The sequence below is a fragment of the Streptomyces hebeiensis genome (genome assembly GCF_052983195.1).
This window is the reverse complement of record NZ_CM129812.1, coordinates 1,267,493-1,283,246: the sequence shown is the minus strand read 5'-3', so window position 1 is coordinate 1,283,246 and position 15,754 is coordinate 1,267,493. Positions and strand designations below refer to the sequence as shown.

The 15,754-nt window shown below is 71.4% G+C and carries 13 protein-coding genes; 6 read left to right on the top strand and 7 right to left on the bottom strand.

Features of this window, described 5'->3' with window-relative positions:
• Positions 1-92 precede the first annotated feature (92 nt).
• The 3 genes from ACU6P3_RS05515 to ACU6P3_RS05505 are packed head-to-tail and all read right to left on the bottom strand — an operon-like array spanning position 93 to position 2,864.
• Positions 93-1,478, bottom strand: coding sequence for a cryptochrome/photolyase family protein (locus tag ACU6P3_RS05515; protein ID WP_447196155.1), 1,386 nt, complete (start codon positions 1,476-1,478; stop codon positions 93-95).
• Positions 1,479-1,524: 46 nt separating this feature from the next.
• On the bottom strand, positions 1,525-2,283 hold the full coding sequence (locus ACU6P3_RS05510; RefSeq protein WP_447196154.1) for an anti-sigma factor: 759 nt from the start codon (positions 2,281-2,283) through the stop codon (positions 1,525-1,527).
• Positions 2,280-2,864 (bottom strand): sigma-70 family RNA polymerase sigma factor, encoded by a 585-nt coding sequence (locus ACU6P3_RS05505; protein ID WP_030754487.1) that lies wholly within the window; start codon positions 2,862-2,864, stop codon positions 2,280-2,282. The genes ACU6P3_RS05510 and ACU6P3_RS05505 overlap by 4 nt, the downstream gene beginning before the upstream one ends.
• A 216-nt stretch (positions 2,865-3,080) precedes the next feature.
• Here ACU6P3_RS05505 and ACU6P3_RS05500 point away from each other — a divergent pair, with 216 nt between their 5' ends.
• The 3 genes from ACU6P3_RS05500 (at position 3,081) to ACU6P3_RS05490 (ending at position 6,126) form a co-directional block, all read left to right on the top strand.
• A complete protein-coding gene (locus ACU6P3_RS05500) occupies positions 3,081-3,848 on the top strand; it encodes a PadR family transcriptional regulator (RefSeq protein ID WP_447196153.1) in 768 nt (255 codons plus the stop codon).
• Positions 3,849-4,285: 437 nt separating this feature from the next.
• Positions 4,286-5,350: an efflux ABC transporter ATPase subunit, DrrA-related gene (locus ACU6P3_RS05495; protein ID WP_447197774.1), complete on the top strand. Its 1,065-nt coding sequence runs from the start codon at positions 4,286-4,288 to the stop codon at positions 5,348-5,350.
• Positions 5,347-6,126, top strand: coding sequence for an ABC transporter permease (locus tag ACU6P3_RS05490; protein ID WP_352085096.1), 780 nt, complete (start codon positions 5,347-5,349; stop codon positions 6,124-6,126). The genes ACU6P3_RS05495 and ACU6P3_RS05490 overlap by 4 nt, the downstream gene beginning before the upstream one ends.
• Positions 6,127-6,366: 240 nt before the next feature.
• Here ACU6P3_RS05490 and ACU6P3_RS05485 read toward each other — a convergent pair whose 3' ends face one another.
• Together ACU6P3_RS05485 and ACU6P3_RS05480 are read right to left on the bottom strand one after the other, a co-directional pair.
• On the bottom strand, positions 6,367-7,221 hold the full coding sequence (locus tag ACU6P3_RS05485; protein WP_447196152.1) for a siderophore-interacting protein: 855 nt from the start codon (positions 7,219-7,221) through the stop codon (positions 6,367-6,369).
• Positions 7,222-7,287: 66 nt separating this feature from the next.
• Complete coding sequence (locus ACU6P3_RS05480) at positions 7,288-8,238, bottom strand: 5'-3' exonuclease (RefSeq protein ID WP_447196151.1); 951 nt, start codon at positions 8,236-8,238, stop codon at positions 7,288-7,290.
• 273 nt (positions 8,239-8,511) lie between these two features.
• On the opposite strand from ACU6P3_RS05480, the gene ACU6P3_RS05475 reads away from it, so the two are divergent.
• The 3 genes from ACU6P3_RS05475 to ACU6P3_RS05465 all read left to right on the top strand — a co-directional run bounded on the left by ACU6P3_RS05475 (position 8,512) and on the right by ACU6P3_RS05465 (position 13,201).
• Positions 8,512-9,702: a quaternary amine ABC transporter ATP-binding protein gene (locus ACU6P3_RS05475; RefSeq protein WP_447196150.1), complete on the top strand. Its 1,191-nt coding sequence runs from the start codon at positions 8,512-8,514 to the stop codon at positions 9,700-9,702.
• Positions 9,695-12,331, top strand: coding sequence for an ABC transporter permease/substrate binding protein (locus ACU6P3_RS05470; RefSeq protein WP_447196149.1), 2,637 nt, complete (start codon positions 9,695-9,697; stop codon positions 12,329-12,331). Before ACU6P3_RS05475 ends, ACU6P3_RS05470 begins: the two co-directional genes overlap by 8 nt.
• A 321-nt stretch (positions 12,332-12,652) precedes the next feature.
• Positions 12,653-13,201 carry a helix-turn-helix domain-containing protein gene (locus tag ACU6P3_RS05465; RefSeq protein WP_030754466.1) on the top strand — a complete coding sequence of 183 codons (549 nt, stop codon included), beginning with the start codon at positions 12,653-12,655 and terminating at the stop codon, positions 13,199-13,201.
• Positions 13,202-13,365: 164 nt separating this feature from the next.
• Here the strand turns inward: ACU6P3_RS05465 and ACU6P3_RS05460 are convergent, their stop codons facing one another.
• Both ACU6P3_RS05460 and eat read right to left on the bottom strand, forming a co-directional pair.
• On the bottom strand, positions 13,366-14,133 hold the full coding sequence (locus tag ACU6P3_RS05460; RefSeq protein ID WP_447196148.1) for a gamma-glutamyl-gamma-aminobutyrate hydrolase family protein: 768 nt from the start codon (positions 14,131-14,133) through the stop codon (positions 13,366-13,368).
• 127 nt (positions 14,134-14,260) lie between these two features.
• The gene (eat, locus tag ACU6P3_RS05455) at positions 14,261-15,748 is read right to left on the bottom strand and encodes an ethanolamine permease (RefSeq protein ID WP_447196147.1); all 1,488 of its coding nucleotides are present in this window, start codon (positions 15,746-15,748) and stop codon (positions 14,261-14,263) included.
• Positions 15,749-15,754: the final 6 nt, after the last annotated feature.

Here is a 15,754-nt window from a genome sequence, read left to right as displayed (position 1 = left end):
AGGGCCTCGGGCCGGGTCGACCGCGCCTCGACCGGCCGTCCTGGCGCCGGCGTCAGCGCGGGCCTCAGTGGCGGCGGGTTCGGCCGGGCAGGTCAGGTCCCGCCGCCTCGGCGCGGGTGCCGGGCTCGGGCGAAGCGCTCCCCGGCTTCCGTCAGGTCCACGATCGGATCCGGGTAGTCGAGGCGGGCCCGGACACGGGCGTCGAGTTTCCATGGCCGGTGGACGGCCGCGCCCTCGACGTCGGCCAGTTCCGGTACCCAGCGGCGCACGTAGTCGCCCCGCGGATCGAACCGCTCGGCCTGGGTCAGCGGATTCAGTACCCGGTTGGGGCGGGTGTCCGTGCCGGTGCCCGCCACCCACTGCCAGTTGAGCTGGTTGTCGGCCAGGTCGCCGTCGACCAGCAGGTCCAGGAAGTGGCGCGCGCCCTCCCGCCAGTCCACGTAGAGGGTCTTGGTGAGGAAACTCGCCGTCAGCAGGCGGGCCCGGTTGTGCATCCAGCCCTCGTAGCGCAGTTGGCGCATCGCCGCGTCCACCACCGGGTAGCCGGTACGGCCCTCCCGCCAGGCGATCGTCTCCCTTTGTGCCGCCAGGCCGCCGCGCCAGCGGTCGTGGCGGGCGCGGTAGTCCGAGAAGGCCGACTCAGGGCGTGCCGCCAGTACTTGGTGGTGGAAGTCGCGCCAGGCCACCTGCCGTACGAAGGCATCCGCTCCCGGGCCGTCCGCGCGCAGGGCCCGTTCGGTCAGCTCCACCGGGGACAGGCAGCCGAAGTGGACGAAGGGGGACAGCCGTGAGGTGGCGTCGTCGGCGAGACCGTCCTGCCGGTCCTCGTACGTCTCGATCCCCCGTGTCAGCCAGGACGACAGGCGGGCGCGTCCCGCCTCCTCGCCGCCCTCGGGGACCCCCGGTGACACGCCCTCCACCGCGTCCCGGACGGGCAGCGGCTCGCCGTCGACGGACGGGGGGACCCGGACCGTGCGGGGCGCGGCCATCACGGCGCGCCGGTCCGTCTCCCGCCAGCGGCGGAAGTAAGGCGTGAATACCGCGAAGTGGTCCTTGCCCGACGGTACGAGCCGGCCCGGCGGCACGACGGTGATCACCGAGTCGTGGACGACGAGCGCGCACCTCCCCTCGAGTGCCGCGCGCAGCCGGTCCTCACGGCGTGCGGCGTATCCGCTGACCCCGGCCGCCAGGTGCACCTCCCGTGCCCCGGCCTCCCGTACCACCCGGCGGACCTGCTCGACGACCTCGCCCGAGCGGACGACCAGCCGGCCGCCCCGGCGCCGCAACGACGCGTCGAGCGAGGCGAGGCAGTCGGCGAGGAACGCCCGGCGGTTGGGGACGTCGTAACCGGCCGCCGTCACCCCGGAGTCGCGCACGAACAGGGGCACCACCTCGTCGGCGGCCCGCAGGGCGGCACGCAGCACGGGCTGGTCGTGCACGCGCAGATCCGAGGTGAACAGGGCGATCGCGACGCTCATGCCTCCCGTCCTAGCCCGGCCGTCCGAGATGGGCCCGCACATGTGCTCACGTGGCGGGAAAGCTCAGCAGAACGAGTGGATCCGAGGTGGGGTGGGCGGAGCCGCCCGCGGGTTCCACTGTGAGACCCATGCCGGACGCCGCGCCGACGGGACCGGCCAGCAGGACGGCGTCCGATTCCGCGGTGGGGTCCATCAGACCGGCGCCCCGCATCGTCCCGCCGTCGTCGTACCAGAGCTGGTAGACCATCCCCCTCGGAGCCTTCGGCAGCCCGGACGTCAGGAACACGGCCTTGTCCTGACCGCGCGAGACGACCACGGTGCTGTTCGCGCCGCTGGGCAGCCGCGCCGTGGCGAGCTTGGCGTCCGGGGCGGCGAGGACCGCGACCACGGCCTGGGAACGCTGCTCGGCCGCCTCGGCCCGGCCGCGTGCGTCCTGGGCCGCCCGTTGTTGCCACGCCGCCACGCCGCCGAACGCGGCGGCCGCGGCCAGACAGGCGGCCAGCGCGAACCGGGACATCGCGCGCCCCCGCGCTCCGCCACCCCCGCCCGGGCGGGAGCGAGCCCGGCCCCTGGGTGGGTCCTGACGTTCGGTGGCGATCCGCCGGAGCACCTGTTCCTTGAGGGCGGGCGGCGGGGAGACGGCCGCGGCGCCCCCCAGTCGGGCGGCGGTGGCGGCCAGTTCGCGCACTTCCTGGGCGCATGGCGGGCACGCGTCGAGGTGCCCTTCGAACGCGGCGCGTTCCCCTGGCTCCAGGGCGTGCAGTACGTACGCGCCGGTCAATGTGTGCAGATCGGCCGCGGTCATGCGGACACCCCCAGGCAGTCGCGCAGTCGGATGAGCCCGTCGCGCATCCGGGTCTTGACCGTGCCGAGCGGTACCGAGAGCAGCTCGGCCACCTCCCGGTAGGCCAGGCCCCGGTAGTAGGCCAGTGTCACGGACTGGCGCTGGAGCTCGGTCAGGGTGCGCAGACAGCGGCGCACCTGTTCACGTTCGAGTCCGGCCTCCACCTGTTCGGTGACCTCGTCGTAGGCCGGTGTCCGCTCCAGCAGCGCGGCCCGGCGTTCCCGGTCGCCGGCCGCCTGGGCCGAGCGGACCCGGTCCACCGCGCGCCGGTGGGCGAGGGTGAGGATCCAGGTCATGGCGCTGCCCCGGTCGGACCGGAAGCGCGGCGCCGTACGCCAGACCTCCAGCAGGACCTCCTGGACGACCTCCTCCGACTGGGCGGGATCGCGCAGGACGGACCGCACGAGGCCGAGGACGGGCCCACTGGCCAGGTCGTACACGCGGGAGAATGCCTCCTGGTCACCCCGGGCGACCAGGGCCAGCAGTTCCTGGAGGTCCGGGCCCGCGGAGGAGGGTCCCCCGATGAAGACGGCTTCTTTCACGCGGTTTCCTTCCGAACGGACTGCACTCGGCATTCGGGGCCGGGGCTCCGGCGGATTGCCGTGACGAGGCTGCGTTGCGAAGTGATGATTCCATGATCTGATGAAACGCGATATGTCGCGTTGACTGAAGCGTGCCTTCGCGATATGTTCGTTGGCGAGTATTCGTCTGCGGAGCATGTCTCCGTCGGTCCGTCGCGCGCGGCAAGGGGGGTGGAGATGAAACGGCGCAAGCTCGGCAATCCGCTGGCGTTGGCGGTGATGACGCTGTTGTCCGAACGCCCCATGCATCCGTACGAGATGGCGCAGACGCTGCGCAGGCGCGGCAAGGAACACAGCGTCAAGATCAATTACGGCTCCCTCTACACGGTCGTACGGAACCTGGAGAGGTACGGGTTCGTGACGGTTGCCGAGGTGCAGCGGCAGGGCAACCGGCCGGAACGCACGCTGTACGGCCTCACACCCACCGGGCGCGAGGAGATGCGGGAGTGGCTGGCCGACCTGCTGGCGGTCCCCGCGCGCGAGTTCCCGCTGTTCGGGACGGCGCTCTCGCTGGTAGGAGCGCTGCCACCGGACGAGGTGATACCGCTGCTGCGGGAGCGGGCGGCCTCGCTCGACGTGGAGGCGGCGGGGCTGCGGGGGGTGCTGGCGAAGCTGTGCGAGCGGCTGCCGCGGCTCTTCGTCGTGGAGACGGAGTACCAGCTGCACATGGTCGAGGCCCAGGCCGGCTGGATCAGGGGACTGCTGGCGGAACTGGCCGACGGGACGCTGACGGGCCTGGACGGCTGGCGCCTGTTCTACGAGACGGGCGAGGTGCCCCAGGAATGGCGAGAACTGGACGGTGTGGAAATCGACGTACACAACTACACGCACAGCGACGTACGCGGTGACGTGCGCAGCGGTATGAACACCGACACAGGCGGCGGCGACGCGGGTGGCGACGGAGGCCGCGATGTGATGAAGGAGGGTCGGTCCCGCCGGCCCTGAAAACCGGAAGGACCCCGGCGGCGGCTGTTGCAGCAGCGACCGCCGGGGTCGCGAACCCCGGACCGGGCCTGCCACGAGGGCGCCCGGGCGATCGAGGTGCGGCACGCCTACCATAGCCCGGCGCTCCTCGGGCGGACCGGCTCGGTATATCCGAGTACCGTTCACCGAAGGAGAGTTCTGTCATGAGTACCGAAATGCCGGGAACGGCCGCGTCCGGGGCCGGCGCCCTGGCCGTCGGCCCGGGCGCGGCGAGTCCGGTGGCCAGGGCCGAGGCCCGTGGCCCGGACCGCGCTGAGGCAGGTACGGATGCCCGTGGTGATGCCCGTGGTGAGTCGCGCACCGATGCCTCCGGAGGAGCGCGTGGCGCCGCCGTCGACCGGGCGGGCGCGGGGTCGGCCCGTACGGGGACGGCGGCGCCCGCCGTCCGGGCGCGAGGCCTGGTCAAGACCTATCCGGGTGGGGTCACCGCGCTGAACGGCATGGACATCACCGTCACACCGGGCACGGTCCTCGGGCTCCTCGGGCCCAACGGGGCGGGCAAGTCCACCGCGGTGAAAATCCTGACCACGCTCGCCCGCCCCGACAGCGGCACGGCCACCGTCGCCGGGCACGACGTCCTGCGCCACCCCGACCGCGTGCGCCGGGCGATCGGGGTGGTCGCCCAGCGGTCCGGCGCCGATCCGGTGGCCACCGGCCGGGAGAACCTGATCCTCCAGGGGCGGCTCTACGGTCTGCGCGGCGCGGAGCTGAACCGCCGGGCGGACGCCCTGCTGGAGCGGTTCAGCCTCACCGACGCCGCGAAGCGGATGGTGCAGGGATATTCGGGTGGGATGCGACGACGGCTCGATGTGGCGCTCGGGCTGGTCCACCGGCCCGAGGTGCTCTTCCTGGACGAGCCCACGACCGGGCTCGACCCCGAGGCCCGCACGGCGATGTGGGACGAGATCGGCAGGCTCGCCGGGGACGAGGGGCTGACGATCGTGCTCACCACGCACTACCTGGAAGAGGCGGACAGGCTCGCCGAGCGCATCGCCATCGTGGACCGCGGCCGGGTGGTCGTCGAGGGCACCCCCGACGAGCTGAAGGGGGAACTGCGCGGCGACGCCGTTCACGTGGAACTGCGCGCCGACGGCGACCGTACGACCTTGACCGAGGCCCTCGCCGGGCTGACGGGCCTGCACGACCTCACGCTGGACGGCCGCAGGGTCAGCGTCCGCGCCGACGACGGGGCCGCCGCCGTGCCGGCCCTGCTCGCCGCACTGGAGCGGGCCGGCGCGGCGGTGGCCGCCGCGACCGTGGCCCGGCCCTCCCTGGACGACGTCTACCTGCGCTACGCGGGACGCCGTTTCTCCGAGGCCGAAGCGGCGGAGCCCGCGGACCGCGCGGACTGCGCCGAGGCCGTGCCGGATACGACGGACGAGAAGGACGCCACGGACGCGAAGGGCGCGAAGGGCACCGGACCCGACGCGTCCGGCCGGGCCACCACCGGAGGCACCCGATGAGTACGAACGTCCTCGCCCACACCTGGTTCATGACGCAGCGCCAGCTCATGGCGATCGTGCGGCAGCCCGTGTTCCTGCTGGTCAATCTGATCCAGCCGGTGATCTGGCTCTATCTCTTCGGCAGTCTGTTCAAAAAGGTCGTCCAGCTCGGCGGCTTCGGTACGACGTCGTACCTGGACTACCTGATCCCGGGCATCGTCGTGATGAGCGCGTTCGGCTCCAGCATGTGGACCGGCATGGGCACCCTGGAGGAGATCGAACGCGGCACGCTCAACCGCTTCCTGACCACCCCGGTCAGCCGCAGCGCCCTCCTGCACGCCAACGTCGTGCAGAACGGCATCACGACCGCCTTCCAGTCCGTGGTCATCGTGGTGCTGGGACTGATCGGCGGGGCCGACTACCCGGGAGGGATCGGTGGACTGCTCATCCTGGTGGCCGCCTCCGTCCTGCTCGGTACGGTCTTCGGTGCGCTGTCCAACGCCCTCGGCATGCTGGTCCGCCGCCGCGAGTCCATCATCGGCATCAACACCTTCCTGCTGCTGCCGCTGACGTTCCTCTCCTCCGCCTTCATGGCGCCGGCCCAGATGCCGGACTGGATGGTGCGGATCGCGGACTTCAACCCGGTCAACTGGGCCATGGTCGCGGGCCGTTCCGCGCTGTCCGCCGATACCGACTGGACGGTCGTGCTCAGCAGGGGCGGGGCGCTGCTGGCCCTGACAGTGGCGGCGGTCTGGCTGTCGACCCGATCCTTCCGCACGTACCAGAAGGCCGTGTGAAGTCGTCCGGGAGCCGCCCGGAGCCGTCCGAGGGCCGGGGCGACCGGTCCCCTCCGGTGTTCGCGCGGCCGACGGCCGGGGCGTGGCCGACGTGATCGGCTCGCACAGCGTGCGCGTACCGGAGGGTGGTCCCGCGCTGCCTCTCGGCGGAACAGCGCCACCACGATCAGCGGCGACGCGCACCACAAGACGACGATGGTGACGGCCATGATGTCGAAGGGGACCGGGCGGCGGTGCCGTTCAGGCCGCGGGGGACTGCTGGGTCTCCTGCTCCCGCTCCACCTGCTCGTTCCACGCGCGCTTGACGCTCCGCCATGCCTCGTCGGTCTGGCCCAGCCGCCAGTAGCCGGAGATCGAGAGCCGTTCGCGCGGGATCCCCCGGTCCAGCCGCAGGTGACGGCGCAGCTCCTTCACGAAGCCCGCCTCGCCGTGCACGAACGCGTGCACCTCGCCCTCGGGGAAGTCCAGCTCCCGTACCGCCCCGACGAGGGCCTCGCCCACCGGACGGTCCCCACGGTGCAGCCAGGTGATGCCGGTGCCGTCCGGGGTCGTGATCTTCTGCTCCTCCTCCGGGCCGGAGACCTCGACGAAGGCGTGCGCGGTGGCTCCGGCCGGGACCCGCTCCATGGCCGCGGCGATCGCGGGCAGGGCGCTCTCGTCCCCCACCAGCAGGTGCCAGTCCGCGGCCGGGTCGGGCGCGTACAGCCCGCCCGGGCCGAGGAGGCGTATCGTCTCGCCGGGGCGGACCCGGGCCGCCCAGGGACCGGCCAGGCCCTCGTCCCCGTGGACGACGAAGTCGATGGTCATCTCCAGCGCCGTCGGATCCCAGGCGCGGACGGTGTACGTGCGGTTCGCCGGCCACTGCTCGCGCGGGAACTCCGCGCGGATCCGCTCCATGTCGAAGGGCTCGGGGTAGGTCACGCCCGGCACGGGGAACAGCAGCTTGACGTAGTGGTCGGTGAACTCGCCGGCCCGCACCGCGGCCAGCCCCTCACCGCCGAGGACCACGCGCACCATGTGCGGCGAGAGCCGCTCGGTGCGCAGCACCCGCCCCTCATGCGTGGTGGGTGAGGTACGAGCCGGCTTGTCTGCCACGGTGGTCTCCCTGCCTTCCGCTCACAGGCGGATTCTGGGCTGCTTAGGCTTACCTAAGCTAACACCTCAGGCCGGGCCCGGCGCGTGGACGCCGAGGGTTTCCAGCAGCCGGTTGAGCGGCGAACGCAGTCCCCAGCGCTCCGAGAGGTCCACGAGCGCGGCCGGGTCCCGCGGCTCGCGCGGCAGCGCCGGATCGAAGGCCGGCAGGGGGACGTCCCCGGCGACCCGGACCACCGTGGGCGCGACGGCCAGGTACGCGCGGGACTCGTCCAGGCGGCGGCGCCGGGCGGGGGTGAGCCGGGCGACCGGATCGGCGGCCGCCGCGAGGATGCCCGCGAGGTCACCGAACTCCGCGATGAGCTGCGCGGCCGTCTTCTCGCCGATGCCCGGGACGCCCGGCAGGCCGTCGCTGGGGTCGCCGCGCAACACCGCGAAGTCCACGTACTGCGCGCCGGTCACCCCGTACTTCTCCCGCAGCAGCGCCTCGTCGGTGGACTGGAGCGTGCCCACGCCCTTGACCGGGTAGAGCACCCGGACCTGGCGGGCGTCGTCGACCAACTGGTAGAGGTCGCGGTCCCCGGTGACGATGTCCACCGGCCCTCGCGCCCGGCCGGCGAGGGTGCCGATCACGTCGTCCGCCTCGTACCCCTCCGCGCCGACCCGGGCGATGCCCAGCGCGTCGAGCACCGCCTCGATGACGGGGACCTGGGGCGCGAGCGTGTCCGGCGTCTCCTCCTCGTCGGGACCCTCCGCGTGCTCCTCCGCCACCCGGTGGGCCTTGTACGAGGGGATCAGCTCCACCCGCCAGGCCGGCCGCCAGTCCGCGTCCATGCAGGCCACCAGCTCGTCGGGGCGGTGGTCCTGGACCAGGCGGGCGATGAAGTCCAGCAGCCCGCGCACCGCGTTGACCGGGGTGCCGTCCGGGGCCCGTACGGAGTCGGGAACCCCGAAATATGCCCGGAAGTACAGGGAAGCGGTGTCGAGGAGCATCAGGCGTCGCGTCACAACCCCGATCATGCCGCAGCCCACTGACAGCAGCCCATTGACAGAGCGGCCCACTGGCGGCGTCCCGTCGCCCCGCGGGCCCCGTACGGCTGACCAGCGACGCCGTCGAATGTGACGTGAATCACTTAATTGTTTGTCTCGTGTAAGCCGGGGCAGGCGCGCAGCCGGAGCGAACCAGGTTGCAGCTTCAAGCACCGCGACCGGGTGGGCGGGCCGACCCCGCCTGTTCCACGGCCTGCCCGCGGGGGTGGTAGGCCGTTTTTCCGTTCAACGCGTGAGGTGTATGTGTCCAGGCTGCAAGCCGAACACCTGTACAAAGTCTTCGGCAGACGACCCGATGAGGCCGTGGGGAAGCTCAAGGAGGGTACGGACCGTAACCAACTCCGCGCCGATGGTACGACCGCCGCGGTGATCGATGCCTCCTTCTCGGTCGAGTCCGGCCAGATCTTTGTGGTCATGGGCCTGTCCGGCTCGGGGAAGTCCACGCTGCTCCGCATGCTCAACGGCCTGCTGGAGCCGACGTCCGGCCGGGTGCTCTTCGACGGCCAGGACCTGACCGCTCTCAGCCCGCAGGAGCTGCGGCACGTCCGCTCCACGAAGATCAGCATGGTGTTCCAGCACTTCGCGCTCTTCCCGCACCGCAGTGTGCTGGAGAACGCGGCGTACGGTCTCGAGGTGCAGGGGGTGCCCCGCGCGGAGCGCGAGAAGCGCGCCGCCGAGGCGCTGGAACTGACCGGTCTGGGCGGCTGGGAGACGTCCTGGCCCGACGAGCTCTCCGGCGGCATGCAGCAGCGTGTCGGCCTCGCCCGCGCGCTGGCCACGGACGCCGACCTGCTGCTGATGGACGAGTCCTTCAGCGCGCTCGACCCGCTGATCCGTCGCGACATGCAGGACCAGCTGCTGGAGCTCCAGAAGCGGCTCAAGAAGACCATCGTCTTCATCACCCACGACCTCAACGAGGCCATGCGTCTCGGTGACCGCATCGCCGTGATGCGCGACGGCGAGATCGTGCAGCAGGGGACCGCCGAGGACATCCTCGTCACCCCGGCCAACGACTACGTCGCCTCCTTCACCCAGGACGTCGACCGCTCCCGTGTGCTCACCGCCGGGGCGATCATGGCCGACCCGGAGACCGCCTTCGGTACCCGGACGGACGGTGGCAAGGAACTGCGCACCGCTCAGGACGTGCTCGACGCGGCGCCCGCCAGGGTGACCGAGTCCGCTCCGATCATCGACCTGTTCACCCCCTGCTCCACCAGCGGGGTCGCCGTGGCCGTCGTCGGTGAGGAGGGCGATCTCATAGGGGTCGTGCCCCGCGCCCGGCTGCTGGCCGTGCTCGGTGAGCCGATGGTGACGGACACGCCCGCGGCCGGGCCGGGCCCCCTCTCGAAGGACGGCTCGGCGGGCGGCTCCGGGGCCGACGCGGGCGACAACGGCGAGACGGCTCAGTCGGACAAGGCGGTAGCAAGTGCCTAGGATCCCTCTCGGCGACTGGGTCGACAGCGCCGTCGACTTCCTCCAGCAGCACCTCGGCTGGCTGTTCGACGCTGCCTCCTCGGTCGTCTCGGGCATGTACGACGGCATCAACGCGGTGCTGTCGGCTCCCGAGCCCCTGCTCCTCGCGGGCATCTTCGCGATACTCGCCTGGTGGCTGAGCAGTCTCTCGGCCGGTGTGTTCAGCTTCCTGGGCTTCGCCCTGATCGACTCCATCGAGCTGTGGGACGCCGCGATGGAGACCCTCTCGCTGGTGATGGTCGCGACGATCGTGATCCTCGTGATCGCGGTACCACTCGGCATCTGGGCCGCGCGGTCCAAGACGGTGAGCGCGATCGTCCGGCCGGTGCTCGACCTGATGCAGACCATGCCCGCCATGGTCTACCTGATCCCGGGCGTCGTCTTCTTCGGTCTGGGCGCGGTGCCCGGCATCATCGCCACGATCATCTTCGCCCTGCCGCCCGGTGTCCGGATGACCGAACTCGGCATCCGGCAGGTGGACAAGGAACTGGTGGAGGCCGCCGAGGCGTTCGGCACCACGCCCAAGAACACCCTGCTCCGGGTGCAGCTGCCGCTGGCCCTCCAGACGATCATGGCCGGCGTCAACCAGGTGATCATGCTCGGCCTGTCCATGGTGGTCATCGCCGGCATGGTCGGCGGCGGCGGGCTCGGCGGCGCCGTCTACCGCGCGCTCGGCAACATCGACATCGGTCTCGGCTTCGAGGCGGGCGTCTCCGTGGTGATCCTCGCCATGTACCTGGACCGGATCACCGGCGCGCTCAGCCTCCAGGCGTCCCCGGTCGGGCGCCGTGCGCTGGCCAAGGCCAAGGAGATGGCCGGCGGGCTGAAGATCTGGAACCACCGTCCGCAGCCCGTCGTGGCCATCGCGGGCGTGGTCGTCCTCGCGCTCGTCGCGGGCGGCATCGGCATGTTCGGCGGTTCGAAGAGCGAGACCGCGAACGGCGCCGAGAACGTCGGCCAGGGCAAGAAGATCACCATGGGGTACATCCCCTGGGACGAGGGCATCGCGTCCACGTTCCTGTGGAAGGAACTGCTGGAGCGGCGCGGCTTCGAGGTCGACGCCCAGCAGTACGAGGCGGGCTCGCTCTACACGGGCCAGGCGAACGGCCAGATCGACATCCAGACCGACTCCTGGCTGCCCGTCACCCACGCCAATTACTGGAACAAGTACAAGGACAAGCTGGAGGACATGGGGGCCTGGTACGACAAGACCTCCCTGGAACTCTCCGTGCCGTCCTACGTCAAGGGCGTCAACTCTCTCGAGGACCTGAAGGGCAAGAGCTCCACCTTCAAGGGCAAGATCATCGGCATCGAGCCCAGCGCGGGTGAGATGGGCCTGCTGAAGGACAAGGTCCTCAAGGCGTACGGGCTCGACAAGGAGTACCAGCTCCTCGACGGCTCCACCTCCGGCATGCTCGCCGAGCTGAAGCGGGCGTACGCCAAGAAGGAGCCGATCGTGGTCGTGCTGTGGTCGCCGCACTGGGCGTACAGCGACTACGACCTGACCAAGCTGAAGGACCCGAAGAAGGCGTTCGGCGCGGAGAGCGACGGCGTCCACACCCTGGCGCGCAAGGGCTTCTCGTCGGAGAACCCGACGGTCGCCAAGTGGCTCGAGGACTTCAAGATGAATGAGGAGCAGCTCACGAGTCTCGAAGCCAAGATCCAGGCCACCGGCAAGGGCAAGGAGCAGGAGGCCGTCCGCGCCTGGCTCGAGGAGAACCCGGGTCTCGCCGACAAGTGGACCCCGGTCGGCGGCTCGGCGCAGTCGGCCGGCAAGGCCGCGAACGGCAAGGACGAGCGTGAGCGGCCCCTGGAGATCGGTTGGTTCCCCTGGGAGGAGGACATCGCCGCCACCTACCTGTGGAAGGCGGTCCTCGAGGAGCGCGGCTACAAGGTCAACCTCAAGCAGTTCGAGCTCGGGCCCATGTACGCGGCGATGGCCGAGGGGCAGGTCGACGTCCAGTTCGACGCCTGGCTGCCCAACGCGCAGAAGAGATACTGGGACAAGTACCGAGACGATCTGACCCAGCTCGGGTCCTGGTACGGGCCCACGACCCGTGAGATCGCCGTCCCCTCGTACGTCAAGGGCGTGGACTCGCTGGCCGATCTCAAGGGCCGCGGGGACGAGTTCGCGGGCCGCATCGTCGGCATCGAGCCCGGTACCGAGGAGATGAACGTCCTCAAGGACAAGGTCCTGCCGGAGTACGGGCTCGACGACGAGTACAAGGTCGTGGACGGCTCGACGCCGGGGATGCTCGCGGAGCTGAAGCGGGCGTACGCCAAGAAGGAGCCGATCGCGGTCACGCTGTGGAGCCCGCACTGGGCCTACAAGGAGTACGACCTGACCAAGCTGAAGGACCCCAGGAAGACCTTCGGCGACGGTGACCGGCTCACGAACGTCGCGCACAAGGACTTCCCCGGGAACTACCCGCAGCTGACGAAGTGGCTCAAGGACTTCAAGCTGAGCGAGCAGCAGCTCGCCGGGCTGGAGAACGAGATCCAGAAGCGCGGCACGGGTCACGAGGAGGAGGCCGTCGCGGCGTGGATGAAGGAGAACCCGGGCATCGCGGACAAGATGGCCCCGCAGTAGGGGCGCCGTAGCGGACGGGCACGACGGACACCTCCGTGGTGCCCCCGTACCGGGCGCGGAAGGGGTGGACCTCGCCGTTGGGCGGGGCCACCCCTTCGGCCTGTCCCGGCCCGGAAAGCCGGGTGTCTTCTCCTGTCCGAACGAGCCCGCTGACCCGGGCCTTTGCGATTCACCCGGCGGCGCGCATCATGGATCCGGGGAACACCCGTTCTCTTCGCTCACGTGTTCGTATGGGCGGGATCGGTCGCGGGTGAGGCAGGACAGCTCTTGTACCGGCGTCAACTCTGAGAGGATGACGATCCGGGCGGGAGGGAGCCAGTCATGGACGACAAGGAAGCGCTCAGGGTGGGCGCGGCCGTCCGCAGGCGGCGCAGGTCCCTGGGCCTGACCCTGGCGGCGGTGGCTGCCCGCAGCGGACTGTCCGTGCCTTTCCTCAGCCAGATCGAGAACGAGCGCGCCCGGCCGAGTGTCCGTTCGCTCGAACGGGTGGCGGACGCCCTGGAGACGACCCCGGCCCGGCTGAACGCGGCCGCCGACTCGGCGCGCACGGTGGACGTCGTACGGGCGGCGGACGGCGGGGGCGGGGTACGCCGGGTGGTGCGCGGCGGGCACCAGCTGAACGCGAAGGAGTTCACCGGCGAGCAGGACACCGGGCGGGAGTACCAGCACCGCAACGACGAGATCATGTACGTCGCCGACGGCGCCGTCGAGGTGGAGGCGGAGGGCCGGGCGTACCGGCTGGAGCGCGGGGACACGCTCTACCTGTCCGGCGGAGTGCGGCACCGCTGGCGGGCCACCGAGGCGGATACGCGCATTCTGGTGGTGGCCGTCGCCGAGCACATCGACGCGACGGTCGACCCGCGGCAGTGAGGCGCGGGGACGCCGGCGGCGGGCCGCGCCGGGAGAGCGGGACGCCGGGTCCTGTGGCGGCGGCGCGGGGTGCGAGGCGACGCGGAGTCGCGGGCCCGCCGGGCGCCCGGCTCTCGCGCACTCGCCGTGATCGTACGACAGGACAGGACAGGACAGGACAGGTGTCAGGCGTTCTCGGCGCGTGGTGTTCCGCCGGCCCGCGGTGACGCGCTCGTGTCGACGATGCCCGCGGCCCGCACTCCGCGGGCATGGGCCGCCGCCGCGCGGACGAGAGAGGCCATGACACGGGTGTCGTCCGCCATCTCCGGATGCCACTGGACGCCCACCACCCATCGGGGGGCCGGCAGCTCCACCGCCTCGACCGTGCCGTCAGCGGCGAACGCCGAGACCGTCAGCCCCCGGCCGAGCCGGTCCACCGTCTGGTGGTGATGGGTCGGTACGCGGGACTCCTCCGGCACCAGGTCGCCGTACCGGGTCCCGGGCACCGGCTTCACCGTGTGCTCGCCGAAACGGCCGGCGACGGCCGAGGTGTGCCCTTCCACGTGCTGGACGAGCGTTCCGCCCAGGGCCACGTTGAGCAGTTGCATGCCCCGGCAGATGCCCAGCACCGGGATGCCCGCGGTGAGGGCCGCCTCGATCAGGGCCAGCTCCCAGGCGTCCCGCTCCCGGGCGGGCGGTCCGGTACGGGGATGGCGCGCGGCCCCGTACCGTACGGGCTCGACATCGGGGCCGCCGGCGATCACCAGGGCGTCGAGCCGGCGCACCACGGAGGCGGCCTCGGCCGGGTCGTCCGGTGGGAGCATCGCCGCCAGCCCGCCGGAACGCCGGACGAGCCGGGGGTACCCGGCCGGCAGCAGAGCGGCGGGGAGATTCCAGGTGCCCCACGCGGCGCTCTCCTCCAGATACGTGCTGATGCCGATGAGGGGCTTCACAGGTCGTCCTCCGTCATGGGGTGTGCCGGGCGCTTGGTGCGTTCCCTACCCGGGCCTGCGGCCCGTTGACGCGGAGAACGCGGTTTCCGCGCGGATGTCCGCCGCCGGTCGCGTCCCCCTTTCCGCCTCAGTCGCGTTCCAGTTCCGCCTCGGCGGCGGCCAGGGCCGCGAATTCCTCCTCCGGCGCCGCCGCGACCAGCCGGTGCCTGCTGTAGAGGGCGAAGTAGGCGAGGGCGACCGCGTAGACGACCAGCGCGATGACCGCCGCCGCGACGTCCACCAGGAACGTCGCCACCAGCGCGGACAGGGCCAGGAAGAACGCCACGCCCGAGGTGAGCGCCCCGCCGGGCGTGCGGTAGGGGCGGGGAAGCGCGGGTTCGCGGCGGCGCAGCACGAGGTGGGACAGGGCCATCAGGGCGTACGAGATGGTCGCGCCGAACACCGCGATGTTGAGCATCCGGCCGCCGTCACCGGTGCTCGCGGCGAGCGCGAACCCGATGGCGCCGGGGATGAGGAGACCCGGATAGGGGGCTTTGCGGGCGCTGGTGAGGGACAGGAAACGGGGCAGATAGCCCGCCCGGGACAGTGCGAAGAGCTGCCGGGAGCCCGCGTAGATGAGGGAGAAGAAGGACGCGACGAGACCGGCGAGCCCCGCGTAGTTCACGAACCGGCTCAGCGGGGTCGGGGCACCGTCGCCCTGGAGGGCCACCACCAGCGGATTGCCCGCCTCCTGGAGGGCGGCCGAGCCGCGCGCCCCCGTCGCCGCGAAGAAGGTGATCAGGGCGAGCAGTACCAGTACGCCCATCGCGATCGACAGGGCCCTGGGCATCGAGCGGACGGGGTCCTTGGCCTCCTCCGCCGCGAGCGGGACTCCCTCCACCCCGAGGAAGAACCACATGCCGAAGGGGAAGGCGGCCCAGATGCCGAGGAGTCCGAACGGCAGCCAGGAACTGGCCCCGAACGCGTCGTGGTCGACGGGGATGTCGTTCAGACCGCCCGCGTCGAACTCGCTGAAGGCGCCGACGGCGAAGATCAGCAACGCGGCCACCGCGATCGCGGTCACGACGAGACTGAAGCGCAGGGCCTCGCCCACGCCCCAGAGGTGGATCCCGATGAAGACGGCGAAACAGGCCAGGTAGACGGGCCACCCGGCGGTGAGTCCGAAGAGGTGGAGGGATTCGACGTAGTCCCCGATGAAGATGGAGATCGCGGCGGGCGCGAGGACGTACTCGATGAGGATGGCCGTACCGGTGAGGAAGCCGCCCCAGGTGCCCAGCGCCCGGCGGGCGAAACCGTATCCGCCGCCGGCGGTCGGCAGGATGGCGGACAGTTCCGCGAGCGAGAAGACCAGACAGGCGTACATCACGCCCATGAGCAGAGTCGCGATCGCGAGACCGCCGAAGCCTCCTTCGGACAGGCCGATGTTCCAGCCGGAGAAGTCCCCGGAGACGACGTAGGCGACCCCGAGGCCGGTGAGCAGCAGCCAGCCGGCGCTGCCGCGGCGCAGGGAACGCCGCCGGAGGTAGTCGGCGTCCGTGCCGGGCGCGAGGGACCGCCCGGAGGGCGAAGCGGTGGGAGCGGGCGGCGGAACGCGCGAATCGGTGCCGTCGGGCATGATCAG